A 273-nucleotide genomic window follows, 5' to 3' on the forward strand; every position below is an offset into this window, starting at 1 on the left:
ATTATCAAATGAATTTATATTATTTCATATGACAACCACAAAGGGATTATCGCATATTTAAGAATTACGGTCTTTTTTATACAACTTAAACTTTTACTGAAATACTCAATAAAACTGCCTATATTAATATATCAAAACTCAAAATCCTTAAATCCTCTAGTCTGGAATGGAATTCTGGTGGATGCTCAGCCGTGGTAGTCTCTTAGCTGGCGGCTCTTTGCCAGGTTAGAGACAGACAAGCTTGAAGACAATTTTTAAATTGGCTCCAAGTTG

The organism is Companilactobacillus mindensis DSM 14500, assembly GCF_001434275.1.
Lineage (GTDB): Bacteria > Bacillota > Bacilli > Lactobacillales > Lactobacillaceae > Companilactobacillus > Companilactobacillus mindensis.